Source organism: Barnesiella propionica (assembly GCF_025567045.1).
Taxonomy (GTDB): Bacteria; Bacteroidota; Bacteroidia; order Bacteroidales; family Barnesiellaceae; genus Barnesiella_B; species Barnesiella_B propionica.
Map to the genome: position 1 here is coordinate 473,808 of NZ_JAOQJK010000001.1, position 18,787 is coordinate 492,594.

Annotated in this window: 14 protein-coding genes; 6 read left to right on the forward strand and 8 right to left on the reverse strand. The window is 39.9% G+C overall.

The features are described from left to right. Positions 1 to 69: 69 nt before the first annotated feature. Entirely contained in the window at positions 70 to 1,248 is a 1,179-nt protein-coding gene (locus tag OCV73_RS02135) for an iron-containing alcohol dehydrogenase (protein ID WP_147548595.1), read from the forward strand. A 78-nt stretch (positions 1,249 to 1,326) separates the two neighbouring features. On the opposite strand, the gene gpmA is transcribed toward OCV73_RS02135, so the two are convergent. Beyond that, positions 1,327 to 2,073, reverse strand: a complete 747-nt coding sequence (gene gpmA / locus OCV73_RS02140; protein WP_147548596.1) for a 2,3-diphosphoglycerate-dependent phosphoglycerate mutase — start codon at positions 2,071 to 2,073, stop codon at positions 1,327 to 1,329. Positions 2,074 to 2,384: 311 nt separating this feature from the next. Here gpmA and OCV73_RS02145 point away from each other — a divergent pair, with 311 nt between their 5' ends. Beyond that, positions 2,385 to 2,627, forward strand: a complete 243-nt coding sequence (locus tag OCV73_RS02145) for a hypothetical protein (RefSeq protein ID WP_147548599.1) — start codon at positions 2,385 to 2,387, stop codon at positions 2,625 to 2,627. A gap of 137 nt (positions 2,628 to 2,764) precedes the next feature. After that, positions 2,765 to 3,016, forward strand: a complete 252-nt coding sequence (locus OCV73_RS02150; protein ID WP_147548601.1) for a GlsB/YeaQ/YmgE family stress response membrane protein — start codon at positions 2,765 to 2,767, stop codon at positions 3,014 to 3,016. A 68-nt stretch (positions 3,017 to 3,084) separates the two neighbouring features. On the opposite strand, the gene OCV73_RS02155 is transcribed toward OCV73_RS02150, so the two are convergent. Next, positions 3,085 to 4,527, reverse strand: coding sequence for an alpha-amylase (locus tag OCV73_RS02155; protein WP_147548603.1), 1,443 nt, complete (start codon positions 4,525 to 4,527; stop codon positions 3,085 to 3,087). A 306-nt stretch (positions 4,528 to 4,833) separates the two neighbouring features. On the opposite strand from OCV73_RS02155, the gene OCV73_RS02160 reads away from it, so the two are divergent. The 3 genes from OCV73_RS02160 (at position 4,834) to OCV73_RS02170 (ending at position 5,906) form a co-directional block, all read left to right on the forward strand. Next, positions 4,834 to 5,001 (forward strand): hypothetical protein, encoded by a 168-nt coding sequence (locus OCV73_RS02160; protein WP_167551189.1) that lies wholly within the window; start codon positions 4,834 to 4,836, stop codon positions 4,999 to 5,001. A gap of 333 nt (positions 5,002 to 5,334) precedes the next feature. Then, positions 5,335 to 5,715: a hypothetical protein gene (locus OCV73_RS02165; RefSeq protein ID WP_147548605.1), complete on the forward strand. Its 381-nt coding sequence runs from the start codon at positions 5,335 to 5,337 to the stop codon at positions 5,713 to 5,715. Continuing rightward, complete coding sequence (locus OCV73_RS02170; protein ID WP_147548607.1) at positions 5,712 to 5,906, forward strand: FAD-binding oxidoreductase; 195 nt, start codon at positions 5,712 to 5,714, stop codon at positions 5,904 to 5,906. The genes OCV73_RS02165 and OCV73_RS02170 overlap by 4 nt, the downstream gene beginning before the upstream one ends. A 308-nt stretch (positions 5,907 to 6,214) precedes the next feature. Here the strand turns inward: OCV73_RS02170 and OCV73_RS02175 are convergent, their stop codons facing one another. Genes OCV73_RS02175 through OCV73_RS02200 form a run of 6 tightly spaced genes read right to left on the reverse strand, consistent with a single transcriptional unit; the run spans position 6,215 to position 18,711 of the window. Beyond that, positions 6,215 to 8,215, reverse strand: coding sequence for a Rossmann-fold NAD(P)-binding domain-containing protein (locus OCV73_RS02175; protein ID WP_147548609.1), 2,001 nt, complete (start codon positions 8,213 to 8,215; stop codon positions 6,215 to 6,217). Beyond that, positions 8,208 to 10,235, reverse strand: a complete 2,028-nt coding sequence (locus OCV73_RS02180) for a hypothetical protein (RefSeq protein ID WP_147548611.1) — start codon at positions 10,233 to 10,235, stop codon at positions 8,208 to 8,210. Before OCV73_RS02180 ends, OCV73_RS02175 begins: the two co-directional genes overlap by 8 nt. A gap of 17 nt (positions 10,236 to 10,252) precedes the next feature. Next, positions 10,253 to 10,546, reverse strand: a complete 294-nt coding sequence (locus OCV73_RS02185; protein ID WP_147548613.1) for a RyR domain-containing protein — start codon at positions 10,544 to 10,546, stop codon at positions 10,253 to 10,255. Positions 10,547 to 10,549: 3 nt separating this feature from the next. After that, the gene (locus OCV73_RS02190) at positions 10,550 to 13,762 is read right to left on the reverse strand and encodes a DUF4252 domain-containing protein (protein WP_147548615.1); all 3,213 of its coding nucleotides are present in this window, start codon (positions 13,760 to 13,762) and stop codon (positions 10,550 to 10,552) included. Next, a complete protein-coding gene (locus OCV73_RS02195) occupies positions 13,759 to 17,334 on the reverse strand; it encodes an nSTAND1 domain-containing NTPase (protein ID WP_147548617.1) in 3,576 nt (1,191 codons plus the stop codon). Before OCV73_RS02195 ends, OCV73_RS02190 begins: the two co-directional genes overlap by 4 nt. Positions 17,335 to 17,343: 9 nt before the next feature. Then, a complete protein-coding gene (locus OCV73_RS02200) occupies positions 17,344 to 18,711 on the reverse strand; it encodes a toll/interleukin-1 receptor domain-containing protein (protein ID WP_147548619.1) in 1,368 nt (455 codons plus the stop codon). Positions 18,712 to 18,787 lie beyond the last annotated feature (76 nt).

Sequence of the window (18,787 nt, forward strand, 5' to 3'; positions counted from 1 at the left end):
ATTATTTTTTGTCTTTAAGAAAGTACATCGTATTCTGATGTTTTTTATTTTTACAAAAAAATAAAAGCAATGAATAACTTTACTTTTTATAGTCCTACTGAATTTGTTTTCGGGAAAGGCAGGGAATATGAGACTGGAGCGTTGGTTCGAAAGTACGGATCAAAAAAAGTTATGATCGTATATGGAGGCGGTTCTGTTGTTCGAAGCGGATTATTGGAACGGGTAACGGGCGTTTTGAAGTCGGCCGGAGTGGAATATTGTTTAATGGGAGGTGTTCAGCCGAATCCTATAGATACGAAAGTATATGAGGGTATTGCGATATGCCGGAATAAAAACGTTGACATGATACTCGCCGTAGGTGGGGGTTCTGTTATTGACACAGCCAAGGCAATAGCCGCCGGAGTTTTATATGACGGTGATTTCTGGGATTTCTTTGCAGGTAAGGAAAAAGTAACCCGGGCGTTGAAAGTGGGTGTGGTGCTTACCATTCCCGCTGCAGGTAGCGAAGGTTCTGGCAATACGGTTATTACGAAAACGGATACGCTGCAGAAATTAAGCTTGCGCGTTCCTGAAGTGCTCAGGCCTGTTTTTGCTGTTATGAATCCGGAATTGACCTATACACTTCCTGCTTTTCAAACAGCATGCGGAGTTGCCGATATGATGGCTCATATCATGGAACGTTATTTCACGAATACGCAGGATGTGGAAATTGCCGACCGGTTGTGTGAGGGCACTTTATTGACGATTATAAAAGAAGCGCGTATTGTAATGGAATATCCGGGTAACTATGGAGCAAGGGCTAATTTGATGTGGGCGGGAACGATAACCCATAACGGCACTTGTGGGGTAGGATGTGAAGAAGACTGGGCATCTCATTTCTTGGAACATGAGGTCAGTGCGATTTACGGTGTAACTCACGGAGCCGGACTTGCCGTTCTTTTTCCGGCCTGGATGACCTGGATGGCGGAACATAATGTAGATAAGATCGTTCAGTATGCTGTGCGGGTGTGGGGTGTGCCGGAGGAGGAAAATAAAAAGAAAGTTGCATTAGAGGGGATTCAAAGATTGAAAGAGTTTTTCGTATCATTGGGATTGCCCGTTACATTCAAGGAATTGGGAATAGATAACCCCGATATATCCCGTTTAGTCGATAGTCTTCATAGGAATAAAGGCGAATATGTAGGCAATTATGTAAAATTGTCCCGAAAGGATAGCGAAGAGATTTTCAAAATGGCTTGCGTTATATAAAGCTTACTTTTGTCCATAAAGAGAACGCCGTTTTGATTTTTTTCAAAACGGCGTTCTCTTTATGGGGTTATTTTACTTTTATTTTTTCTTTCCCTGATTTGCGACTGCTTCCATCAATTTTTTTATTTCTTCCGGATCACCAAGAAAATAATCTTTGGTAAGATTAAGGTCATCGTCAAATTCAAATACGTATGGAATGGCTGTGGGAAGATTGAAATTCACTATATCTTTATCTGAAATATTTTTAAGATGTTTAATAATTCCTCTGAGGCTGTTACCGTGAGCGACTACCAATATATCGTCCGCTGTTTTCAGGTTCGGAAAAATGATACATTTCCAGTAAGGCATTATCCGGTCGATGGTATCTTTCAATGACTCGGTGCGGGGAAGTTCGTTATCGGGAACTTCTTTATACCGTATGTCCTTTGCCGGATTTCTTGGATCATCTTCGGTCAGTGCTTCCGGGGCTATATCAAAACTTCTCCTCCATTGTAAAACTTGTTCATCGCCGTAGCGGGCTGCTGTTTCACTTTTGTTCAGTCCCTGCAGGGTACCGTAATGTTTTTCGTTCAGTCTCCAGCTTTTTTCTATAGGTATCCAGTCTTCGTTCAGCTCATCCAGAACGCAATTCATGGTTTTTACCGCTCTTTTCAGGTATGAAGTATATGCTTTCTGGAATGCAAATCCTTTTTCTTTTAATATTTTTCCTGCTTTGCTGGCTTCTTCCACGCCTTTTTCAGTAAGATCTACATCGGTCCATCCGGTAAACCGGTTTTCTTTATTCCATTCACTTTCTCCGTGCCGGAGCAATACGATTCTTTTCATATGATAATCTCCTATATGTTTTTATTCGGCTTTGTTATGTGATTCGCTTTTATGAAAATACGAATTTCCGATTTTAATTTTAAAATATCAATCATTAAAAACAGGTATTATTCGGTATTACCTATTATTTGACATATAAATGATAACGTATGAACTTTTTTATAGTTCTGTTTTTCGGTCAGGTTATGATTCTAACATTTATTTTGTGAGGCAGTCATAAGGTTTGTTTAGAATGAATATAAAATTTTCAGCAACTATAAAAAAGAAACGAGTGTTATTCTTTATATATCATATAAGATAAATAACGGATTATGGAGAAAAAAGAGCTGTTGACTACAGAAGCGGGACGACCTATTGGTGATAATCAGAATGTGGAGATCGCCGATAAGTCTATTGTACCCGGTGTGAGATTTTCTCCCGGCCGTACGTTACAGGGATGCCTGTTTATTTATTCCGGAGCCCAAGGACGTCTTATGGATAATATGACAAATGAGCTCTTACAAGTTCCTGAATTTGTCAGGATACGTGTTTTTTGCCCGTTTTTATCAGGCTGATAGGAAATGTAGTATGAGAATTGCCGATCTCCTGGATATTCGAAAGAATGCCCGATAACGGAGGTTAAGAAGCAGAAAGAGGATGATATGCGCATGGAATCCAAATAAAAGTAAATATAAATTTAAAATTGTAAGGTATGAGTTTTTTTTGGTATATTGTAATAGGTCTTATCGCCGGTTATCTGGCTGGTAAGATAATGAGAGGGGGCGGATTCGGCCTCGTTGTGAATCTGATAGTAGGTATTATAGGGGGTGTCCTCGGTGGCTGGGTATTCGGTCTTTTAGGTATTGCTACTACGGGTATAGTTGGAGGATTGATAACCTCGGTAATCGGTGCAGTCTTGTTATTGTGGATTGTTTCCCTGTTTTCTAAACCTAAAAATGGCTGAAAACTATTTTATACGAATATAAAAAAAGGGGATATTAATCCCCCTTTTTTATGTACATACATTTGAAATTATTTTTTTACCCATACAGATAGTTTCCCGCCCGAAACGGTGAATTTTCCATTACCGTTCTCATCAATAGTGACTTCATCTTTAATGTCTCCGGTTATTTCGTGCCAGATTTCTCCTTTTCTATTTTTACCCACATTCATTATTTTGTCGCCGTTGTCACCGTTAGACAAGAGAAGCGCGAGGCCGGAACCGGGATGTTCTTCATCTCCTGAGCGGACGAAGCCTACTGTATTCGGATGGTCAAAGTAGTCTTGTTGTTCTCCGTGGGCATATTTTTGCCGGGCATCGAGCAATATATCCAGAATAAGCCGGTGAGGAGATTTTTTGCCTTTTACTCCGTAATAATCTCCGTAAAAAATACAGGGATAGCCATTTTTCATGAGGAGTATGAGACCGTAGGCGATAGGTTTGAACCAGTCCTTGATTTGCGATTCCAAAGAGCTTCCCCGTTGAGAATCGTGATTATCGACGAATGTAACAGCCAGGTCGGGATGGTTAGTCACCAGCGTATCTTTTAGCAGATTCTGTAGATCATAATCTCTGCCTTGCTGTGATGCCGTGTACATATTGTAATGAAGGGGGACATCGAATAAGTCTACTTTATACTGAACATGAGACAGATATTCGTTGAGAGAATCGATATCGTTTTTCCAGTATTCTCCGACGGCATAAAAGTCATTGCCCCGGTTATTGCGTACCGCTTCCAGGAAATGTTTGATAAACTGGTCGTTGATATGTTTAATTGCGTCCAGACGCATACCGTCCAGATTTAGTTCATTAGATACCCATATACCCCATTTTTTCATTTCTTCTACAACTTCGGGATGATCGAAATCGATGTCGGCGAACATTAGAAAATCGTAATTCCCGTTTTCATTATCTACTCCTTCACTCCAGGCTTTTCCTTCACCTATGATTTGATAGATGCCTTTTTTATCATTAGCTTTATTATAGTCGGTACCAGAGAAATGATACCAATGCCATTTAAAATCGGAGTAGGTGTTATTCCTGCCGGGAAAATCGAATCCGGTCCATCCTTCTATTTCATAAGGTTCGCTTATCGATTCTTCTCTTTTTTCGGGATCAACTTCTTTGGCCATGAATTTTTCCGTGTAATCCGCTCCTGCCTTATGGTTCATTACGGCATCCAGATATACGCTTATCTGGTTTTTATGGAGTTCTTCTATCATTTCCTGTAATTCTTGTTTGTTTCCGTATTTGGTTCTTACGGTTCCTTTCTGGTCGAACTCTCCCAGATCATACAAGTCATACGTTCCGTATCCTTCATCTTCCTGTTTTAATCCTTTATAAGCCGGTGGAATCCAGACAGCGGTGATTCCTATCTTATGCAGATGTTCTGCATCGTCCTTTAGCTTTTTCCAGAATTTTCCGTCGTTAGGCAGATTCCATTCGAAATACTGCATCATTACACCATTTTCCATAATTTGCCGATTTTTATTTACATGATTAATTATTTTTCCTGTTGTTGTTAGAACACTTGACAGGATAAAAAGGTAAGTTGAGGAATGCTAAAAAGATGTAATATATTGATTTGTAGATATTAGGATGAAAACATACATGCTGTTTTGCAACCGGGCTTTATGATGTGTTTTCTTATTGAAATATTATGGGTACTGTTATAGATGGACAAACTAAAAAATATATATCGGAAATGAATGATGATGAGAAATGACGGAAAGAAGCGGTAGTTTATAAGATTTATCCGTGAAGTTTTAAAGATAGCAGCGGTGATGGATCGGCGACGGAGAGGGCCTGCGCTTTATTTAGGTAATGAAGACCAACTGCGAATGGCTGCATGCTATGGAAATGATAAACCGGAATATTATGTTTTATCGGCCAGGATGCTGTCTGCCTTTCTTCTGACTATGAGAGCTTTATTGGTTTGCCGGAGATGAGATAGAACTCGGTAATATCTTCTTGAAAAGAGAAGAGCTTTTTGGGGATTGTCCTGAATTTTTCGTCGCATACAACAGTTGCCGATACAGGGAAGAAAATATAGAATGGCAGTATCGTGTATTATAATTATGCAGGTATTATTCTCCTTGTGGAGAGAATAAAAATAAAGTTCCATCCATTCGAGGTATCACTGTGGATGTCGAGACGATAAAACTTTTTTAAAAAAGTGGCTTTGAGTCCGGGATCCATTTATTTTTGGAACAAAGTAATGCCGGTTTGTGTTTAATAGGGAAAAAAGAGCGGGTATTCGTTACCCATAAAAATAGAATGAAATGAAACAGATCATATCTTTAGGCCGGATATTTATAGGAATAGCTTATCTGATTTACGGTTATCTCCATTTTTCACAGATAGCGGTCGATGCCAATATGGTTCCGTCCGGTATAGGACCGAAAACTTTTTGGGTGATATTTATAGGCATCTGCTGGTGGGCAGTGGCTTTGAGTTTCTTTACCAATATCCTTACTCGCTTAAGCGGTTTCCTGGCATCCGTGTTACTTATCTTGGTTTTATTCTTTGTCGTATTACCCGATTTCGAATCTGTAAGCTCTTGGATATCTATAGCTTCAATCTTTGCTGTTATGGGAGGTTCCTTGCTTGTGGCAATGCAGGGAAACATGTGGCCGATTAAAAAAAATAGTAAAACGAAATGAACGATCCTCTTAGCCGGGATTTGTCTGGCTTCCTCTCGTTCCATCAAATATTTTATTCCGAACTTTATCGGGAAATTTATGTACGTGATGCTTCATATTTCAATATGAAGCCCAAAGTGATTGTACGGCCCGAAACAACCGATCGGGTGCACGGTTATTGTCGACAGCCTCCTGTCACAGAAGGGGAGTGACCTTCAGGGCCGGAGGAACGTTTTTGTGGAGGTAAGCTGTTTTATCAGTGTTCTCAAATGTTTCGTAATATCATAGAAAACTTATTTGCTTATTGAACAATGATTCCAATAAGATATTTACTTTTACAGAGAGGTATTTGACTCGATGGAAAAACACAGCAGACTAAGTTAGTTTACTCATTTCTATATCGTTACCCATTGCTCTTTCCCTTTCTTCTAAATATCTATTAATCGATAGATAAATTTAAATCTTCTGCAACCATACGGCTTTATCGTTTTTATATTGGCCTGTTGTTATCTAATGGCAATTATTCTCTGGATTTATTAAATTGTTTTTGGGTGATGATACCGTTTTTAATAAGTTCGTAGATTTTTCTTACGCTATCTTTGTCGTAATCTTTGTAATTTTCCCCGAACCGTTCCCGAACCTTATCGAGATCGTTCCAGTCTACGAGGCAGGCATGTTTTTTTCGTTTTTCATTTTTATTGACCGATGTATCAGCCGGAATTTCTTGTAAAGGCCATGTATCCCATTCGTTCGCGAAGAGAGTCGCATTCCAGTGGAGGTGTTCCCCTTTGGCCAAATTTATTAATCTTTCTTCTCTCAGTAAGGATAAAAATTCGTTTTCACTGTTCAGACTCCTGATTTTATTGTAGTCCAGTCCTGCCATTTCCAATTTTGTGTATAAATGCATGGCAGCCGATACGTTTGTCGTTTTCTTGATTTGACTCAGGTTATTCCAGGATATCCTGTCTTTTTCCTCTTTCTTTTGGTTATAATAATCATGTATTTTTTTTGCAGCGGCAGTTCTTTCTTCATCGACGATGATATCTTCTGTAAAAATATTTTCATAACAGCCGAAGATATGTATCGTATCGAATATCTGGGCGGATGTTTTCATAAATTCATAATCGGGATTGTCATGGACTTTTACCATGATAGGTATGTTCCTGTCTGTTTCTCTGGTTATGAAATGGTTTATGTCCATAGCTGTTCTTATATTCAGCATATCGTCTCCCAGGCAGATGACCAGATAATTCAATGTATTTATTTTTTTCTTTAATAATTCCCAGAATTCCGTGCAATGAATATCTGTATTACGGTAAGTGATATTATAGTGTTTGAGACCGGGATATCGGTTGAGAAAACTTCCTTCCTTGCAATCCATTTCTTTATCGATCACGGTCGCGTGGAAATCTTTTTTATAAAATTGTCCGAATTCGACCAGGGAACGCAAGACATAATTACCTGTCTCTCCGAATCCCAGTATCATAGTTTCAAAGCCCGAAAGAGCCATCGCCTTTTCAGTATCTTTTTCAATAAAATTCACGGGAGGATAATGCAGAACCAGTTCTGTTGCGGATAAACGGGAGGGATTGATTATATGGACTTCTATATTCTTGTTTTTTATTCTTTTATAAAATATATCGGTTATATAATCGCTATAACTTTTCAGGTATAAAACAACAGTTCCCGAAAAGTTTTTCATTTGGCCTATCTCCTCCAGTATTTTCAGTGCCGATTGTATATTGTAGTTTTCATCGTCCGACAATAAAAATAAATGAGTATCTCCCTTGATAATAAGTTTTTCCAGTCCGAGGCTTTTAAAAGTGGATTTGCCCGAGTACTCTTTGTTTATCAGTAAAGCGTCCGTTCTGCATATTCGTTCGAATGCCGTTTCTTTATTCTGTGAAATAGTTCCGTTGGTTCCGGGTTTAGATGAATTTATTTTATTCGATATTCTTTTATCCAGAAAAACGACAAATCTTTTTTTATCGTTTTTCAGTAAGTTTTTTCCTAATGTTGCGGATTCTTCGTTGATCCCGAAGAATATATAACTGTTAAGGGGATTCGATATTTTGAGCTTCAGTCTTGATATGAAGTGTTTTCCGAATAATTGTAGGATTACCATAAAACTTAACAGGAAAGCCGAGAGGTGTATGACAGCGAAGAAGAACATGTATGTTTTATTTTCATGCATGGCTTCCCGTACCTCCAGCAGGTCGGAATGTAAGAAGAACATGTGGAACGTGGACAGGAAAGAGCGGATAGCTAATGTGGTAAGCGATCCTGAAGTCCCGCCGTTCATATAACCGATGAAATAAATAACGAGCCCTCCGGCGGCCGTGAGAGGGATCAGTACCCTGTTCCTTAATTTAAGGAACGACTGCCTGTCTTTTATCAGGAATATACACAACAGGTATATTACCAGAAGAATACATATGGAAGGTATAAAATCTGTTAGAGAAATAGGATAGACTATTTCATGCGTTACGTTGGCAGTACTGTCGTTCATAATATTATTCATAGTTTCTTTTCTCCTTTTCGGTAACTATCACAGGAAGACATACAGATATGCACCGGTCGTATTCCCGGGCGTTTTTCCCTGTTTTATCCGGTTGTAATGTTTGATAGGGGCGAATGTCGTAATGTTTACGTTTTTTCTTGAATATATTTTTAAGCGATATATCCGCTTTTATTTCTTTTTGCTCGTCTTCTGTTACGGCGCTGTAACCTATAAGCAGTTCTTCCACATTCCATCGGTTGTGTTCTACTTCGGCCAGCAGTTCTATTTCATGTTCCGAGAATGTGCGTTCCGGATCAGTCTCCATTATATCTATTCCGAAAGAGTGTAATTTGGTCGGTATGGATTGGGCGTTATAAATATTAGACCATTTTTTCGCCACTTGCAGTTTATCCCATTCGCATTCTAATTCTTTTTGGGAGGGGAAATGTTCCGGACATTCCGAATGATTGTAGTAATAATCATAGATATAATTTATTCTTTTTGCGAATTCCAGATATTTATTTTTTGCTATATAGCAATCGTCCAGCATCCCGAAAGGATATAAATTCTTGTATTTATCCGAATCGGCAGAGGCCGCAGCTATATCGATGATAGATGAAGATGTCTTTTGATAGACAAGTACCGGTATCTGGTTCTCATAGATACTATCCGGCAAATAGAAACTGCATGCTATACTGGCAGGAGGATAATCGAAACAGACCGCTACGGTTACCAGGGCGTCTTTCTCCTGAGCCCAGTTTTTGATATGTTTTTGTAAGACAGGAGATTCTATTTTGCCTTGTACGAATCGCCATTCTATGTCGATGAAATCCCCCAGGTAATCGAATCCCTCGTTCCGGGGACATTCCGTAAATACGGATGCTATGCCGGTGTCCATAAAAAAAGACCGGGCCACATCGAACATATGCCTGTAATGGCTCTTGAATAAGAACATTTCCTGTTCTGCATGCTGGTCTATGAAAGTGATACGGGTCTTTTTCCCCCGGGCTATGAAATTCGGGAAATGGGCTATATGGGCGGCTTCGGTGGCCAGGGCTATGCCCATTGGTGACATGCCTATAATTATGAGATGAACATATTTCTCGGAATTTTCGGTGATGGGTTCTCTGTCGAGGAGAGGATAGGCCGTATTTCTTTTGTTCCGTTTGTCCGGTATCCATAATTTCTGGGCCCAGTCTTCATGATAATTAAAAGGAAAAAAGTCTATATGTTTTTTTATTGTGGAGCTCACATCGGCATACTGGAACATGGCAAACGTAGTCTGGAACTCGAACAGAACGTTGCATTTTAGTTTTCCGCTTTTCCCATCCTGTTTGCAAATGTCCGCGATCAAAGTAAGGCAGTCCATGTTTATGGAGTCATGATCGTATTCGTCTTTTTCCCCTAACAGGAATACTTCTTTCGCTTGGGTAATGCGGAGCAACTCCAGTTCTTCCCGGGAATCCCTGCGCGCATAAATGAAAGATACCCGTTCTTCTTCGTTCCCGTTCAGTTCCGAACGCAGTTCCAGCCGGGTTTCTTCTACGTTCCGGCTGGTCTGAAGTACGATATCGCAACCGTTATAATTGTTGTCCTTGCATAACTGCCGGATGAGGTGGGGAACCATAGGATCAAAGCCTATAATGACGATGTGATTTTTGAAACGGTATCGGATGGTTCCGTTGTTATATCTTCCTATTCTCCGTTCCATAATGTTGGAGATGGTCGATATTAGCAGCCCGCTCATGAAAATGGAACCCAGCAGGCTGATAATGACGACAAAAGGTTTGCCGCTCGAATTGATATACAGCTGGTCTCCCGGGTCGATGAAATGACAATATATTTGCCATAACAGGGACGGTTTTCCGTCTTCGCCTTCGATAGAGATGTCTTGTCCCATTAATGTCCCGAAAAGACCCAGCGACAAGAATATCAGGGCTGTGATCCCCAGCAGGAAGAATATCTGTCGCCACATGCCTCCTGAGATTATCCGGTCGATTGTACGGGAACTGAAAAATGAATATATATGTCGGTTCTTCATATTATTGTTTTCCGGTGTTACCGGTCTTTCTCTATTTTAAAACCGTGTTTCATTACGTACTGTAAAGTCGTTGTCGCCGTTTTACGGTCATATTCCCGTTCCGATTCCGGTAATTCTTCATAAGGAACCAGGCAGGGATGGGTTTTTAATTTATCATTACGTTCCGGGCCTTTTACCCAGCCTTCAGCTTTGCGGGAGGCTACCCATGTATCGTGCACGTTCTTTGCTATGTCGTCGATAAGTTCTGTCAGCTCTGGCGGCAAGGGCGTATTTTCGTCCGGTTGTGATACGGTTGTGTGGTTATTATTCATGAATTAATGAAATAAGTTGTTTAGAGATTCTTCGTTTTCTACGATATGTTTATCGAAATTCCCAACGAGATAATAGAATTGAGTATTGTCGAAAAGAATTAATTTGTCATATTTTTTTCCTTTTGATTCTCCTAATATTATTTTATCGTTTTCTTCCCGGGATAATATCTTGTATTTCTTTTTATTCAGCGATCCCAGAACCGTTTGGTATGTTTTGATTGCCTGCGGATCATTGCTGTTACATATGATTGCATAAACTTCCGTACAATAACTGAATATCTTAGCTTGTTTGGTGAGCTGATCCCACATATTTCCCGACTTTTTATTTAAATTTATCGTAGTTATATTTTCAATTTTAGTTAGTTTATTAAATATATCTATAGGGGAAAGATTTTCTTTCTTTTTCATCTCCGGTTCTTTTTTAATCCCGGTAGGACGTGAAGCTGTAATTTTTTTAGTATTGTCTTTTTCCCATTTCTTTGCCATGACCTTGAGTCGTTCGTAGTTTGTATCTGAAACATTAGCGGTTTTGAACTTGATTCCTAAGGTACGGGCATAGGAACCTATGCTATCTGTTCGTGAGCCGTCCGTGGTAAGATATAGATTCCGGAGAGTGAATTTTCTCTCAGGATAGTAAGTAATCAGGTTTTCGAGTCCGGACGATTCTTCTTCAAACAGCCAGATATTTCCCAAAGACCTGTTTTCGAATGCTATCAAAATAGCCGGATCTTTCAGCCCTTTCTCCTTGAATACATGATTGTTATAGGCCGATTTGGTTGGTAAAACCAGGATGATCTCGTTTTTGCCGGTATCGTTGCCGGACAGGTCGGCATTCACTGTGATATCTTCATTATAGGTCAGATATGTATTTAGCGCTGTTTCCAGGCGTTCGCATTCTTTCTTCGTATAACATAACTGATGGGTGGTGAATCCCAACTCAGAGGGTGTTCCTTCTGGCAGACGGATAGAAACGACTTGACTGCTCTTGTTTTCTATATCATGTCTCAAAACCCATATTTCTTTTTCACCATGAGCCGATAAAACCGTTTCTATGTTTAGCTCATTTTCGCTGTTGCCGTTATATTCGGTACAAGTTTGGGGATACCTCCAATTGCCGTATTTAAGTAGAATGTCGCCGTCCTTTAACAAGTTAGTATATCCTATCGTATCTATTACCTGAATACATACGGCTTTGGGAACATTGGTTATGAATTCTTCCATGTCGCCGATATCGTTTCCGTTTTCGTCACAATAATAACTCTTTCCGTCAGGAGCGAAGCGCATGTAGTGGTATACGGCATCATTGTTCATGATATAAGCCGGTTCGCCGAATTCATTTTCCCCTATAAAAGAACTGAAGTTTCCATATATATTGTTTGACACCCGGACGTTATAGTATAGTGCTCCTTCATAATAAGTCCGGGATGGCTTTCCAAAATCATTTAATGACATCTGTGATAAGATATTATTAAAACCTTTATCATATTTCATGGAGACGCTCGATATGACTTTTTGAGAATTGTCATATATGGTAATTAATTTTGTCCGGGATACCGTATCAATGGCGATAGTTCTTATGCTCCAGTTCTGGTCATCGGGTATGACGTAGTTATTCAGTGTATCTGCATAGAACTCATAAGATCTTTGGGGAACCTTGTCATATTCGTAAAAAGTGTAATGTTTGGAATATCCTCCGTTCATTATCGGTTTTCCGTTCAGATCATAATATTCGACAAGAACGTCATTCCCGTGGGAATCCGCCGAATCTATCCGGCAGATATTCTTATCGAGCCACTTGTATATGGTTTTGCCGTCTTTATAGGACTGCCTGTCATATGTCAGGTATAAACTGTCTCCTCCGGCACTATATTCCTGTAAAGATTTTGTTTCTGATCCTTCGTAAGTAATAACTTGTTTACAGCAATTCAGTACATTATTTACATAATTACCCTGGGGATTTTTCAATTCAAAATAGATTTCATTACCGTTCTTATCGTAATCTTTCCGGATTTGAGCGATGTTCAGGCTATCCGATCCGGTAAGATTTCCGTTTATATCGAAATAAGATACTTTGATAACCTGTCCTTTTTCATTAAATTCGTTTGTTATGCAATGAACGCCGTTTTGGTTTTTATCTTTTTTATTATTTTCATCTAAAAATTCTTGTTTAATCAGCCTGCCGTATTCATCGTATGTATACTTACTTTTAATGTGATTGTCGCTTTTGCTTGCTGATATACGTATCGGTTTCCAATTATTATCGTAATAACATGAACTTGTTTGCTGTCCGTTTTTATCATATTCCGCGTACCAGCCGCAATTACCATAATCGTCGATCATATAATTGCCGATAGCATTACAGGAAGCTTCTTTTATTTGTAATCCGTCTTTGTCGTATTCCTTTTTTGTCATATAAGCGCCATCCTTATTTTTGGCCCGGTAACCCTGTTCGTCCATATATTCATATAATATTTCATTACCCTGCTCATCGTAAGTGATGTGTACATAATTAGCTCCTGCTTCCAGGCTGTCCTTTCTCATTTTTACGGGCATTCCCCAGCTGTCGGTATAACTTCCTGTTATTTTATTCTTTTCAATAAATACGGGTGTATAGCAATAGATCAGGTTCATATCTTCATCATAGGCGCGTTCCTGAATTACGGTTTTACCTTTGGGATCTCCTACCAGTTCCCACTGGCAGATTGTTTTCAGCCTTTCTTTCCACAACTCGTCCGCGCCGGAATCATTGTCGTCGTATTGGTTGACCAGGTAAGTTGCCATGGAATGATTTGACGTTAACCGGTGGTAACCGTCGAATGCTTCTATTTTGGTCCAGTGACCTGCCTCGTTCATTTCCGATAATCTGAAATAAAAAGTAAGGTGTGAAGCTTCTTCCTTTGTCAGCGGTTTTCCGTAACCTTTGAACCAACCGTATTGTTTAATAATTCGGGCATATAGTTCGGGCTCTTTTTTTATTTTATTATGTTCCCGTTTTGTGGAAATAGTTTTGCTTATTCCATAGTTATTGATGTTGATTTTATTGGCAGGTTTTGCACCCGTTTTTAGGATATTGTCCTGATCGGCTTTGCCTTTCTCCGTGTTACCGAAGATGGATGGAAGAGCGGTTTTTCCTGCATTCGGGGCAGAGGCATTTCTTTCTTGCGCAAAAGGGGTCATCGTTATTAATAACGACAGGGCCAGTATTATTTTTCTCATAACGGTTTTATGATCTTTTCAAGTCTTTCTTTTTCTTTTTCTGTATAATAAATGGGATATACCTCTGCCCGGAGAGCTCCGGCAGCTGGTTTACATTCAATGATCCGGCTTGTCTTTTTAACAGGGTCGTGCCGAACGGCCGTGACCGTACGGGATGAATGCTTTAAATTTTGTAATTCCGAATAAAGACGGCTGTTGTCGGGATTTTTAAAAGAGAATTTCCAGGAACCTATGCCGATAAGGATATCTCCGTCCTTTAGCCCCGATTTATAAGCTGTCCCGTTTTTGCTTTCCAGCCTTATAGTCATAGCTTGCGGTGCATTAGAGAGAGGAGACACCTGGGGTTTTCCATTTTGGATTTTCATATCCGTCCAGTTCCCGTTTTGTTTGCAATATACATAGGATTCTTCTCCGAATTCGTTGATCCCTTTCAAGTATTCGAATTTCCCGCTAAAATCTTTTATGTACCTTATTTTATAATAATACAGTCCGTCTACGTCCCATGGGGCATAACGTACAGGGCTTCCGTCTATGCCCATGACCGATTGGGAAATTAGTTCTCCCAGTTCGTCATATTCATAAAGATAAGAGAATATAATTTCGTTATTCTTATTATATAATGTCCGGCTTAACAGGTTGTTTCCCGTTGAATAGATGCAAGAATCCATGGCATAATCTCCGGTGTTATCGGAACAATAGAGTTTCAGTCCGGTATCCAGGAATTGCGTCACGACACTTATTTTTTTATCCGGCAAAGTATCTTTATCAATTACGTATTTGTGATATCCGTTATACATGACAGGTTGGTTGTTCTTCCCGTAATATGCTATTTCGCAGAGGTCTCCGTTGTTATATTTTTTCTTTTCGTTGAGATAAGGCAGGCTGTCGTTGTCCGCATCTATCGTTACAATATCCAACAAAAGTTTTCCGTCTTTGCCGAATGTGTTCGTCTGGCTGTATATCGCTTTTTCTTTTCCGTCGATTAACCGGTACCGGGTTTCGTTCAGCAAGTTCTCTTCATGATTCCCGTACCTATATACGATCCTGGAATAATCTCCTTTCCGGTGAGTAGAGACAGGTTGTCCGTCAATGTCGTAGAAACAGACTAGCGTATCGTTACCCGATCTGTCTTGTTTGTTTATAATTATCGAACCGTGCTGGCCGGTAGCTAAGACAGGTTTTTGCTCTGCATTGTAAAATCGCCGGGTCGTCTGGTTGTTCTCCAGTTCCCTTTCTTCATAAGCATATCCGTCTTCGTTATTTACCATCCGGTCGTTATTCCGGTATTTGCATTTCTTCCACTGTCCGTATTTGTCGAAATCGGTATATTCGATACGGTCATATCCTTTCACCGTAAGAGGATAACCGTACTGGTCTATGTTGGTCCGTTTTTCGGTTATATGGGTGAGTGAGTCTATCGTATAGGTATATCCGTATACTTTTTCATAATTATCTTTCGGGCTGCCGCTTTCATCAAAGAACATGTATTTCACTTCATGGCCGGCCTCGTCCATCGATATCCTCATGCGGTTAGCTCCGTTACTCCTTACTTTTAGCGGTTTTCCGTATTTATCCATATAGATGGTCCATATTTGCTTGGTTCCGCTTTCGTTATTGTCAGAGATGAAAGGTTCGTTTTTAACTTTGTTGAATGATTGGGAAATATCGTTGATACTCTGGAAATAAGATAATACGTAAAGTATGGAATTATCTTTCCCGTACGCGATTTCTTTGGCTACGTTTCCTTTATTATCAGGCTCATATCTCCAATAACTTATTTTTCGGAGCAGATCGGCGAAACGGTATGCATCATTGTCCGAGATATCCTCATGCAGCGATACTAAAGGTATATGATAGGATTTATTTGTTGTCGTCTCTCCGTAAGCGTTGATGATCTCTGCCCGGGTAAAATGTTTTTGCCAGTGTCCCTGCCGTGATAAACGGTAGTATGTGCCGAATGTGCTGCGTTCCTTTTCGTCGAGCTGTTTGCCTATTCCCTGCGGCCATCCTTGTACTTTCGTGAACGATAAATAATATTCCGACTCGGTTTTCTCATAGGCATACCAATACAAGAATAGGCCTCCGGAAACGAGAAATAAGATAGATACTATGCCGATGAGCAGATTCCGGATTCTTTTCCGGCTCCTTATTTTTTCCCTTTCCGCTTCTTTTTCTATCTTTTCTCTTTTTCTTTTTTCTTCTTCTAATATTCTTCTCTGTGCCGCTTCCTGCTTCAGCCGTGTTTCTTCTTGTTTTTTCAGGAGCTGCCGTTTTTCCCTTCTTTCTCCGGCTACCTTGCAGAGGATATCATGGATGAATTCGATTCGTATAGAGTTTCCCCAGGCATATCTCCGGATCAGTCTCTGGTCTTCCAGAATATCCAGTTCTTCTTCTTTTACTCCCGATTTAAGTGCGTTGTAAAGCGAAATATTCTCACGCCTTCCTTCATCGTTCAGCAGGCTGTCTTCCAGATAATCCGCGCTTGACCGGGATATTTTGCTCATCGACTCTTCGTAAAAAGACTGGATGATGTTTCCTCCGAATTTATCGACTAACTCGCTCGAAATGTAATTTGTAGATGTATCTTTCTTTTTATATAATTCACTCAGGAATAAGGAGAGCATCGCCGAATCGACCTGTATTTCAGGTTTTCCGTCTAATTCGAACGAAGAATCTCCCGTAACTTTTATGATGATCTGTTTAGCGACCTTCTTGTCTATCAGCCCCGGAATAGGATCTGTGATAATAGTAGCAGCCTGTTCTTCGTTGATGGGCTGCAGGCAGTAGCGGTTTTGTTTTAAGACAGGTATATGGGTGATATTCCGTTCCAGATAAGAAAGGAAATCTTCACGCAGGGAAAGTACCAGATGAAAATCCGAATGGGGCAGATATTTTGTAGTGATTGGCTCTTCCAGGTCTATGCCTTGCAGCAGGTCTTCTATGCAATAAGTATCGGAACCATCGGTCTCCTTGACTTTTTCGTTATTATAATCGGAGGGTTGCGACTGTAAAATGTAATCGGGAACGATGCCGTTGAGCAGGTCGGCCAGTTCATCGAAGAAACGGGATATTTTATTCCGGTCTTTTTCGAGTGTAAATATCTCTTCAAACTGGTCTATGACGATCAAAGGAAAGATTCTTTCATTCTTTTCATCTCTAAAAATATGACGGTGGAAAAACTCCCATAAGCTTTCTTCTCCCGTACGAATAACGGGCACGAGTTCTTCTATGCTCCCTTTTGTCTTTTTGAATTGTTTATTTCCCAGGTCGTCCAAATGTTCTTTCCTAAGATTATCAAGGCACTCTATAACCCTTTTTTTTATTTGGGCGATATAAGGAATATCATTATGGACTAAGCGGATATCCACGGGAAATAAATTGGCGTGACGGGCTATCGGGAAGACTCCGGCATTGAGGATTGACGATTTTCCGATACCCGATTTTCCGTAAATAATAGTCTGGACGTTCGTTATTATATTTTGAGAAAGAAGCCTTATTTCTTCGCTCCTTCCATACAGGATCTGTCCTTCCTTATATGTTTTTAGACCTAACCACGGATTTTCGTTTTCCATATCTTTTTATTAAAGAAGGTTTACTTTATTCATTATGTCATCTGCAATTTCCGAAAAGTCCATATCCGGTTTGTAGAAAAATGCATTGTGACTTTTCAACCGGTTCGGCAGTTTTATGTTAGGATTGTACATGTCGAAATTTTCTTCGCATATGGGCAGTATGAATTCCCGTCCCAAACCTATGGCTTGTTCTATGGCATAATCCCATTCTTTGCGATATACATGGTAATCATTCACTTCTTCCGAAATATGATTGGATAGTAGTGCTACAAAATATTTAGTCGTCTTGATCGCATCCTGGATTTGTTCCATGAAGTCGGCTCCCGTAGATAAGTTTTTCATATCGTACCACACATTGAGTCCTTTGGCGGTTAAAGTTTCATATAACGTTTTGGCGATTTCTTTATTCGAACGCGAATAAGAGATGAAAACATCCGTATTCATTCTCGGATGGTCGAACTTCGTGCGGTTGAAATCTTCCATCCGTTCGCTTAACCGGTGCTCTATTTCATCAATGACTTTTTCAGGATCTTTTTGAATAAACGTATTGGTCCGGTTCAGGAAATCGATCAGGCTGTCTTCTACATCATTATCGACCATCATACCCGACGGGTTCGATTCGAGGGATATTTTCATCGAATACCAGATGAACCTGAATAACCAGTCCGAGTAGTTGCCTCCCAGTACCAGCAGATATTTGTTGCTTATCACCTCTGACAGGACTTTGGGACGGAACCCTTCTGTGAGCCATGATTTGCAGAAACTCAGCATATCATGATCCGTTACTACGAAACGATGAGGATTCTTGTCTACTTTCCCGAACATGTAGTATAGAGTAGGGTTGTATATGTCCGATTTTTTAGCGATATCTCCTTTGTTCGGTACATTGGTCGTGGCCGGGTTATTGCTGAACGCCAGTACTTTTACATTCCTTTCTTTCCATACCTCCCTCATTGTGTTTTCCACGATAGGATCGAATGTGGTAGTAATAACGAACGGGAATTGCTTAATAGAAAGAAGCCTTTTCAATGTACGGGAAGGTTCGAACTTTTTTAACTGGAAGATATTGTTCAATATTCCGTAAATGTTATCCCTGTTCTTGAACTTCTGGATGAACTTATCGTCATATACCAATTGGGAAAACGTTTGAGGATGAGTTTCTATCTGGCATAATTTCGCGATAGAATCTATTAAAGTCTGGTAAAGATTGACTTCGTTGTCTATCAGTATATTCTGTCCTATCACAGGAATTACGTTTCCGGCCATTATCTGATCTGTCAGTATAGTCCATTTGCGTTCTTCTTCGATTTTTACGGGATCGATGTCGAAACCGGCAGGGAACAAGTCTGAAAGTTGGATATCGTTTAAATCTTCCATGTATGTACGATTATTTGATGTGAAAATTAAGGTAATGAGGCAGCCGGAAGCTCAGTCTTTATCACGTACGATGTTA

What these genes read in the sequence shown, in the direction of transcription:
- OCV73_RS02150 (WP_147548601.1), top strand. Translation starts at nt 2,765, where the DNA reads ATGAGTTTTTTTTGGTATATTGTAATAGGTCTTATCGCCGGTTATCTG.
- OCV73_RS02190 (WP_147548615.1), bottom strand. Translation starts at nt 13,762, where the DNA reads ATGAGAAAAATAATACTGGCCCTGTCGTTATTAATAACGATGACCCCT.
- OCV73_RS02165 (WP_147548605.1), top strand. Translation starts at nt 5,335, where the DNA reads ATGAAACAGATCATATCTTTAGGCCGGATATTTATAGGAATAGCTTAT.
- OCV73_RS02145 (WP_147548599.1), top strand. Translation starts at nt 2,385, where the DNA reads ATGGAGAAAAAAGAGCTGTTGACTACAGAAGCGGGACGACCTATTGGT.
- OCV73_RS02175 (WP_147548609.1), bottom strand. Translation starts at nt 8,215, where the DNA reads ATGAATAATATTATGAACGACAGTACTGCCAACGTAACGCATGAAATA.
- OCV73_RS02180 (WP_147548611.1), bottom strand. Translation starts at nt 10,235, where the DNA reads ATGAAGAACCGACATATATATTCATTTTTCAGTTCCCGTACAATCGAC.
- OCV73_RS02185 (WP_147548613.1), bottom strand. Translation starts at nt 10,546, where the DNA reads ATGAATAATAACCACACAACCGTATCACAACCGGACGAAAATACGCCC.
- gpmA (WP_147548596.1), bottom strand. Translation starts at nt 2,073, where the DNA reads ATGAAAAGAATCGTATTGCTCCGGCACGGAGAAAGTGAATGGAATAAA.
- OCV73_RS02170 (WP_147548607.1), top strand. Translation starts at nt 5,712, where the DNA reads ATGAACGATCCTCTTAGCCGGGATTTGTCTGGCTTCCTCTCGTTCCAT.
- OCV73_RS02135 (WP_147548595.1), top strand. Translation starts at nt 70, where the DNA reads ATGAATAACTTTACTTTTTATAGTCCTACTGAATTTGTTTTCGGGAAA.
- OCV73_RS02200 (WP_147548619.1), bottom strand. Translation starts at nt 18,711, where the DNA reads ATGGAAGATTTAAACGATATCCAACTTTCAGACTTGTTCCCTGCCGGT.
- OCV73_RS02195 (WP_147548617.1), bottom strand. Translation starts at nt 17,334, where the DNA reads ATGGAAAACGAAAATCCGTGGTTAGGTCTAAAAACATATAAGGAAGGA.
- OCV73_RS02155 (WP_147548603.1), bottom strand. Translation starts at nt 4,527, where the DNA reads ATGGAAAATGGTGTAATGATGCAGTATTTCGAATGGAATCTGCCTAAC.